Here is a 5,961-nt window from a genome sequence, read left to right as displayed (position 1 = left end):
GGGTAATGGGTAATGGGTCAAACATTCTTCCCAATGACCAATGACCAATGACCAATGACCAATTACCTATTCCCAATTACCTATTCCCACTCAATAGTTCCAGGTGGTTTGGAGGTAATGTCATAAACCACACGGTTAACACCTTTGACTTCATTCACGATGCGGGTAGAAATTGCTTCTAGCACATCGTAAGGAATCCGCGCCCAATCTGCCGTCATACCATCTTCGCTGGTGACAATCCGTAAAACAATGGGATAGGCATAGGTGCGTTTATCACCCATAACACCAACGCTGCGAATGGGTAATAGAACGGCGAAAGCTTGCCAAACCTCATTATATAAACCGCGTTGATTAATTTCTTGACGAACAATTAAATCAGCATCTCGCAAAATATTCAAGCGCTCGGAGGTAACTTCACCTAAAATGCGAATGGCTAAACCGGGTCCGGGGAATGGTTGACGTTGGACAATTTCTTCTGGTAAACCAATGGAACGCCCGACTTTGCGGACTTCATCTTTAAATAGTTTCCGCAGTGGTTCTACGAGTTTAAACCTCAAGTCTTTTGGTAAACCACCCACATTGTGATGACTTTTAATTTTCACTGCTACCCGTTCACCACTTTTTGGATCAACATTAGTATCAGCAGATTCAATTACATCTGGATAAAGTGTGCCTTGAGCCAAGTAATCAAAATGACCAAGATTTTTTGATGTTTCCTCAAAAACACTGATAAACTCATGTCCAATGCGGCGGCGCTTTTCTTCGGGATCTGTTACTCCAGCGATAGCAGAGATAAATCGTTCGCGGGCATTGACATATTCTACGGGAATATGAAATTGTTCTTTAAATAACTTCACTAACCTTTCGGGTTCTAGTTTTCGCATAAAACCCTGATCAATAAATACACAGGTTAGCTGCTCACCAATGGCTTTATACAGGAGAAAAGCCAGAGTAGAAGAATCTACACCGCCAGATAATGCTAACAATACCCGTTTGTCTCCTACCTTGGCGCGAATTTCCTGAATTGATTCTTCGACAAAAGCGGCTGTTGTCCAAGTTGGTTCACAGTCACAGATATGGTAAACAAAGTTGCGAATTAAGGCTATACCACCTTGAGAATGGACAACTTCGGGGTGAAATTGGACTCCATAGAGTTTTTTGTTATGGTGAGCGATCGCTGCACAAGGGGTATTCTTAGTATGTGCCAGTAACTCAAAGCCGGGAGGCATGGTTATGACTGAATCTCCATGACTCATCCACATGGTTGTACCCTCTTCGACATTAGTTAATAAGTCTGTAGGATCATCTATATATAAAGATGCTTTACCGTATTCACCCCGTTCGGCTGTGATTACTTCTCCACCCAGTTGATTAACCATGAGTTGCATTCCATAGCAAACACCAAGAATGGGTATTCCCAATTTCCAGATTTCTGGGTCACAATGGGGGGCGTAGTCGCTATATACGGAATTTGGACCACCGGAAAGGATGATCCCTTTGGGGTTGATTTTTTCTAACTGTTCTGCTGTGGTGCGATAGGAAATAACTTCTGAATATACTTGTGTTTCGCGGATACGACGGGCAATTAATTCAGAATATTGAGAGCCAAAGTCTAAAATGACAATTATTTGACCTTTAAGATTCCCCAAATTTTCTTGTGTTTGAGGTATTTTTTCGGTTGGTAGAGTCACCGCTGTATTCATGCTATGGAGGGTGTGTTATTAGGGATAAGAAGTCTGGACTATGATTTTTATGATTTTTGTGATTAATGGTGATAACAGATTAATTAATCATCTAAATCAAATGAATCATGCAAATCATAGTTAAAATTAATCATGCAAATCATAGTTAAAAATATTTATTTGTGATACTTGCGATAATTTATATTAAGTTAGCACAATTTTGCCAGTAACATACAACCAGTTTTGCTTTTCACCAAGATTTGGCGATCGCGGTCGAAAAGCACAGAACCACAAGCTATAATGGTTTTACCTTGTTCATTGTGACTATCCATATATGCTTGGGTGCGGGTATCAATTGTTTCCGCAATGGAGTTATAAACCTGATTTACCCAATTACTCCCGGTATTACTATCTAGACTTCTCAGATGTTTTAATGCGGTTTCTGCCGTAGGACTCTGAAAAACGGTTTGAATATCTGGAGAATTTAATCCTAGCATGGCACAATGGGCTGTGAGAATTTCCCGCCGACCATCAGCTAAATGATGATGAGTGTGAAAGATTCCCCCCGCGAGTTTCATCAATTTACCGTGATAACCAAATAATAAAATTTCTTTTACACCTAAAACATCAGCCGCTACTAACATCGGGCCCAACCAGTTGGCCGTTTTTACCATTTGTGCGGGGTTGATACCGAGTTTTTGGGCTAAATCTAAGCCATTTTCGCCAATACAAAAGACTAAAGTGGGAAATTGACTGGCTTTTGCTGCTAAATCAGCGCGGAAAGCTGATAATTGATCTGGTGTACTTAAAGGTTGAGAAATCCCTGTTGTTCCTAGCAAGGATAGTCCTTCGACAACTCCGAAAGCAGAGTTAGAAGTCCGAATTGCGAGCGATCGCCCCTCTGGTAAAATAATTGTTACCTTGATTTTTTCCGTCGGCGCTAATAATCGCTGTAAATTTTCCGTTAATAACCTTTGAGCATAACCATAAATTGCCGCTTTCCCCTCACCATTAAGTTGCTTCCCAATTCCCTCTCCACCCTGAATAATTACCGCTGCTCCATCTCCCTCATACCATGCCACCACAGCCCAAATTGGTGTATTCTTCGTTAAATCCAGATTATCACCCGGATCACTGCGAGTCATAGCCAAAGCCTGATTTTCTGATATTCCTGCGACTTGTTCAATGGGTATTTCGGCAATTTCAGCAGGTTCAATTAAGTCTACAGTAGTAATCTGCAAAGATTGATGATGGCGTAACCAATGCAAAGCCGCAACAGCAGCAGCACAAGCAAAAACAGGTAAAGTGTATCCAGAATTGGACATATTAACAATTTAAAATTAACAATTCAAAATTCAAAAAATCTTACCCACTCTTCATCTAAATTCCCATTTTTGATAATAAAACCTGCATATCTTCCCAAGAAATATCTTGTTGAAGATAATGGGGTGAGTCAGGATTATAGGGACTTGCTATGCGGTCAATTGTGATAATTGTAGCCGTATCTGGTAACACCGGGACATCTGGATCATAAGCAGTTGGACGCATCAAAGAACTAGAAAAGCCTTTAAACACAGCAATTTGATCTGGTTCACCATCAATTTCTACATTAATAATGAGAACTTCTTGGGATTTTTTAATGGTATATTGTTCCAGTCTTTTACTAATAGAGTTATTCATGCAGTGGGGACTATGATTTTTGTGATTAATTTGATGGTAAGCATTCAGCTAAAACCGGAATGTAAAGAAAAGTAAAATCGCCCAAAACCTCTTGCCTTGCCATAACGACAATTTTCAACGCCAACCTACTTAATGTGTAGCTGAACGTCCATATTTGCCAAGTTTAACCGCGACAAAATAACTTAAGTAAATTACATAAATTGCTAAAGTAACTATCCCCAAAAATCCGAGAAAAGCAGGTTTGCTATTGTGGTGAAAATAGTCTTTAAATAGTAATGGTGCTTCTAACCAAACGCTACAGTAAGGAGTTTGGATAGCAGCTCCTGAAAAAGCGCACCCCAAAAAAGGTAAAAGAGCTATTGCTCCTAAACTACAATAAACTGTTGTTGCCCAACGCCAAGAAGTAAAAATCAGTTTTAATGGACTATTGGGATAATAGTCAATTTCATCATTGATGTCTACCCAAAACCATAGTGCCATAGGAATGAGAACCTGCGCCATGAGAGCGGAGATGAAACCAACTCCGAAACCACCAATCATCAAGTACATACTAATAGCTAATAAACTAGCTACTCGCCAGTAAATCATTAATAAGCGCTGCATTCCTTCTGCTTTTTGTACAAATGTCCAAACCAGAAGAATTAAAGGAATAATCAGCGTAAATAATAACGCCAATCGGTAGTCCATCCAAACATAAGGTCGAAACCATATTTGTGTCATAAAGTCAATAAAAAAATAGAAAAATTTGTGAATAGATATTTGATAGCGTAGCGTGGCGTTAGCCATTCAACAAAGAAGTTTGTTTAGTGACCGGACTTTGTTCCAACAGGAAAAACGGGGAGTTTATTCCCCGTTTGGTTCAGATTCATTGATTAATGGTGCTTAAAGCCATTGATATCCCAAAAAATTATTACTCAATAAAACAGGTATAACTACTATTGCCAAAACCCTGAAACCCCATTGATATCCTCACGGTTTTATTGGGTTTCAGACATATTGAGGAAAATTGGCAATAGTATTGATATTTACCTCCTGATTTTAATCTTCGTACAGACGGCACTCATCTGCTTCTGGATTAGCATCGCAGTATTTCTCTAAAGAGTTTTTGGGTTTAATTTGACGTTTATGAGAAGCCTCTGCTTGCAATTCTTCTACAGCATCCCACGCCGCAGCACATTCAGCAGAGTTGCTACCTGAGATATCACATACAGTGCGAGCTTGTTCAACTTCTTCTTGGATTTTCTCTTGGATATCGTTACTGGTTTTTTCTTGAATATTAGTCATGATTTTGTCTCTTTATGTTTTGTTTATACTAGTATAGAAAAAGTTTGAAAATTTTAGTTTTCTGTCTCTGAGATTACTAGTTTTACACTTTTGGCGATAATTCTGGTGGGTAGTATCTCCCCAATAGGCTTTTTGCTTACTGAGCGAGATATATCTAGAGTATTATCCCATGAATATGATAAGCTGTCATACCTATAACTTGCATGATCTTCATTTTGAATACAGACTTGGAAGATCGTTTGTAAGCATTTTCTGAGAAATTGTGATTGAATATACTGGTTTGTAGGTTGATTATTTACCTGGACTTACTATTCCTGACCATTGCACCTTTTTCTCTTTTTCTCGCCGATAAGAGAAGAAATGTTCTGGAGTTTGGAAAGTACAATAGGGAGCGATCGCTACTTGCTCTACACTAAATCCTAATTGTTCCAATTGTAAAGCATTTACCTGGCGCACATCTAAACGCACCTTTCCCGGTTCTGGATCTCTCAGCAAAGGTGAATTGGGTAAATTGTGCAAAGCAGAAACAACTCTTTCTGGTTGACCATCTGGTACAAGGGTACTGCCAATTTCCGCAGCCACTTCCACAGAGACTTGGTAAACTTCCCCAGCAATAGCTGGACCCATTGCCACTCGCAAGTCTATTAAATTACTACCATGCGATCGCATTCTTGCAATAGCTTCAGGCACAATTTTTGCCGCTGTACCCCGCCAACCAGCGTGTAAAGCTGCTACCTGTCCGGTTTTGACATCGCCAATCAACACAGGCGTACAATCAGCAGAAGCCACCCAGACAGCTTGCAAAGGTTGATGACTAATTAAACCATCTGCCAACGCCAAATCATCATCACTGGCATTGACATGATCATCAACTTCCTGGGGAGTTAAAACAGTATTGCCATGTACCTGTTTCAAGCGATAAGCTAAAGCATCGGGTTGTAGAACCGGAGTTAGCTCATGAGGTAAGCGTGGCCAAAACTGTTGGGTAAAGAAACCATGAGACCAGGGTTCTAGAAGATTACAAGTTAAGTAAGGTAGACCTTCCCAATTGTGCCATTGCCAAGTGTGCATCTTTAACCAAACCTCAATAGACAATTAATAACCTTCAATCAATGCTACAGCAGAAGTCAGGAGGTAGGGGCGCAGGGCCTGCGCCCATTCAGGAGTATGGCTAACGCCACGCTACGCTATCAGGAGTTCAGGAGTATGGCTAACGCCACGCTGCGCTATCAGGAGTTCAGGAGTATGGCTAACGCCACGCTGCGCTATCAGGAGTTCAGGAGAATGAAGGAAGAAATTTCTCCCCTACTCCCTT

Annotated in this window: 6 protein-coding genes; all 6 read right to left on the bottom strand. The window is 40.4% G+C overall.

Features of this window, described 5'->3' with window-relative positions:
• Nucleotides 1-80: 80 nt before the first annotated feature.
• The 6 genes from guaA to pgeF all read right to left on the bottom strand — a co-directional run bounded on the left by guaA (nt 81) and on the right by pgeF (nt 5,717).
• Nucleotides 81-1,703 carry a glutamine-hydrolyzing GMP synthase gene (guaA, locus tag FJR37_RS15570; protein WP_053540615.1) on the bottom strand — a complete coding sequence of 541 codons (1,623 nt, stop codon included), beginning with the start codon at nt 1,701-1,703 and terminating at the stop codon, nt 81-83.
• Between the two features lie 188 nt (nt 1,704-1,891).
• Entirely contained in the window at nt 1,892-3,007 is a 1,116-nt protein-coding gene (gene cbiD, locus FJR37_RS15565; protein WP_168466454.1) for a cobalt-precorrin-5B (C(1))-methyltransferase CbiD, read from the bottom strand.
• A 55-nt stretch (nt 3,008-3,062) separates the two neighbouring features.
• The gene (locus FJR37_RS15560; RefSeq protein WP_039204792.1) at nt 3,063-3,362 is read right to left on the bottom strand and encodes a hypothetical protein; all 300 of its coding nucleotides are present in this window, start codon (nt 3,360-3,362) and stop codon (nt 3,063-3,065) included.
• Nucleotides 3,363-3,491: 129 nt separating this feature from the next.
• A complete protein-coding gene (locus FJR37_RS15555; RefSeq protein WP_168466453.1) occupies nt 3,492-4,082 on the bottom strand; it encodes a DUF3177 family protein in 591 nt (196 codons plus the stop codon).
• Nucleotides 4,083-4,400: 318 nt separating this feature from the next.
• Nucleotides 4,401-4,646, bottom strand: coding sequence for a Calvin cycle protein CP12 (locus FJR37_RS15550; protein WP_027404703.1), 246 nt, complete (start codon nt 4,644-4,646; stop codon nt 4,401-4,403).
• 291 nt (nt 4,647-4,937) lie between these two features.
• Nucleotides 4,938-5,717 carry a peptidoglycan editing factor PgeF gene (pgeF, locus tag FJR37_RS15545; protein ID WP_168466452.1) on the bottom strand — a complete coding sequence of 260 codons (780 nt, stop codon included), beginning with the start codon at nt 5,715-5,717 and terminating at the stop codon, nt 4,938-4,940.
• Nucleotides 5,718-5,961: the final 244 nt, after the last annotated feature.

Source organism: Aphanizomenon sp. UHCC 0183, from assembly GCF_009712065.1.
Lineage (GTDB): Bacteria > Cyanobacteriota > Cyanobacteriia > Cyanobacteriales > Nostocaceae > Dolichospermum > Dolichospermum heterosporum.
The sequence above is the reverse complement of the archived record's forward strand: the minus strand, read 5'-3'. Positions and strand labels throughout refer to the sequence as shown.

Bases quoted from the DNA above. Each gene is read 5' to 3' on its own strand.
- guaA (WP_053540615.1), bottom strand. From the start codon at position 1,703: ATGAATACAGCGGTGACTCTACCAACCGAAAAAATACCTCAAACACAA.
- cbiD (WP_168466454.1), bottom strand. From the start codon at position 3,007: ATGTCCAATTCTGGATACACTTTACCTGTTTTTGCTTGTGCTGCTGCT.
- FJR37_RS15560 (WP_039204792.1), bottom strand. From the start codon at position 3,362: ATGAATAACTCTATTAGTAAAAGACTGGAACAATATACCATTAAAAAA.
- FJR37_RS15555 (WP_168466453.1), bottom strand. From the start codon at position 4,082: ATGACACAAATATGGTTTCGACCTTATGTTTGGATGGACTACCGATTG.
- FJR37_RS15550 (WP_027404703.1), bottom strand. From the start codon at position 4,646: ATGACTAATATTCAAGAAAAAACCAGTAACGATATCCAAGAGAAAATC.
- pgeF (WP_168466452.1), bottom strand. From the start codon at position 5,717: ATGCACACTTGGCAATGGCACAATTGGGAAGGTCTACCTTACTTAACT.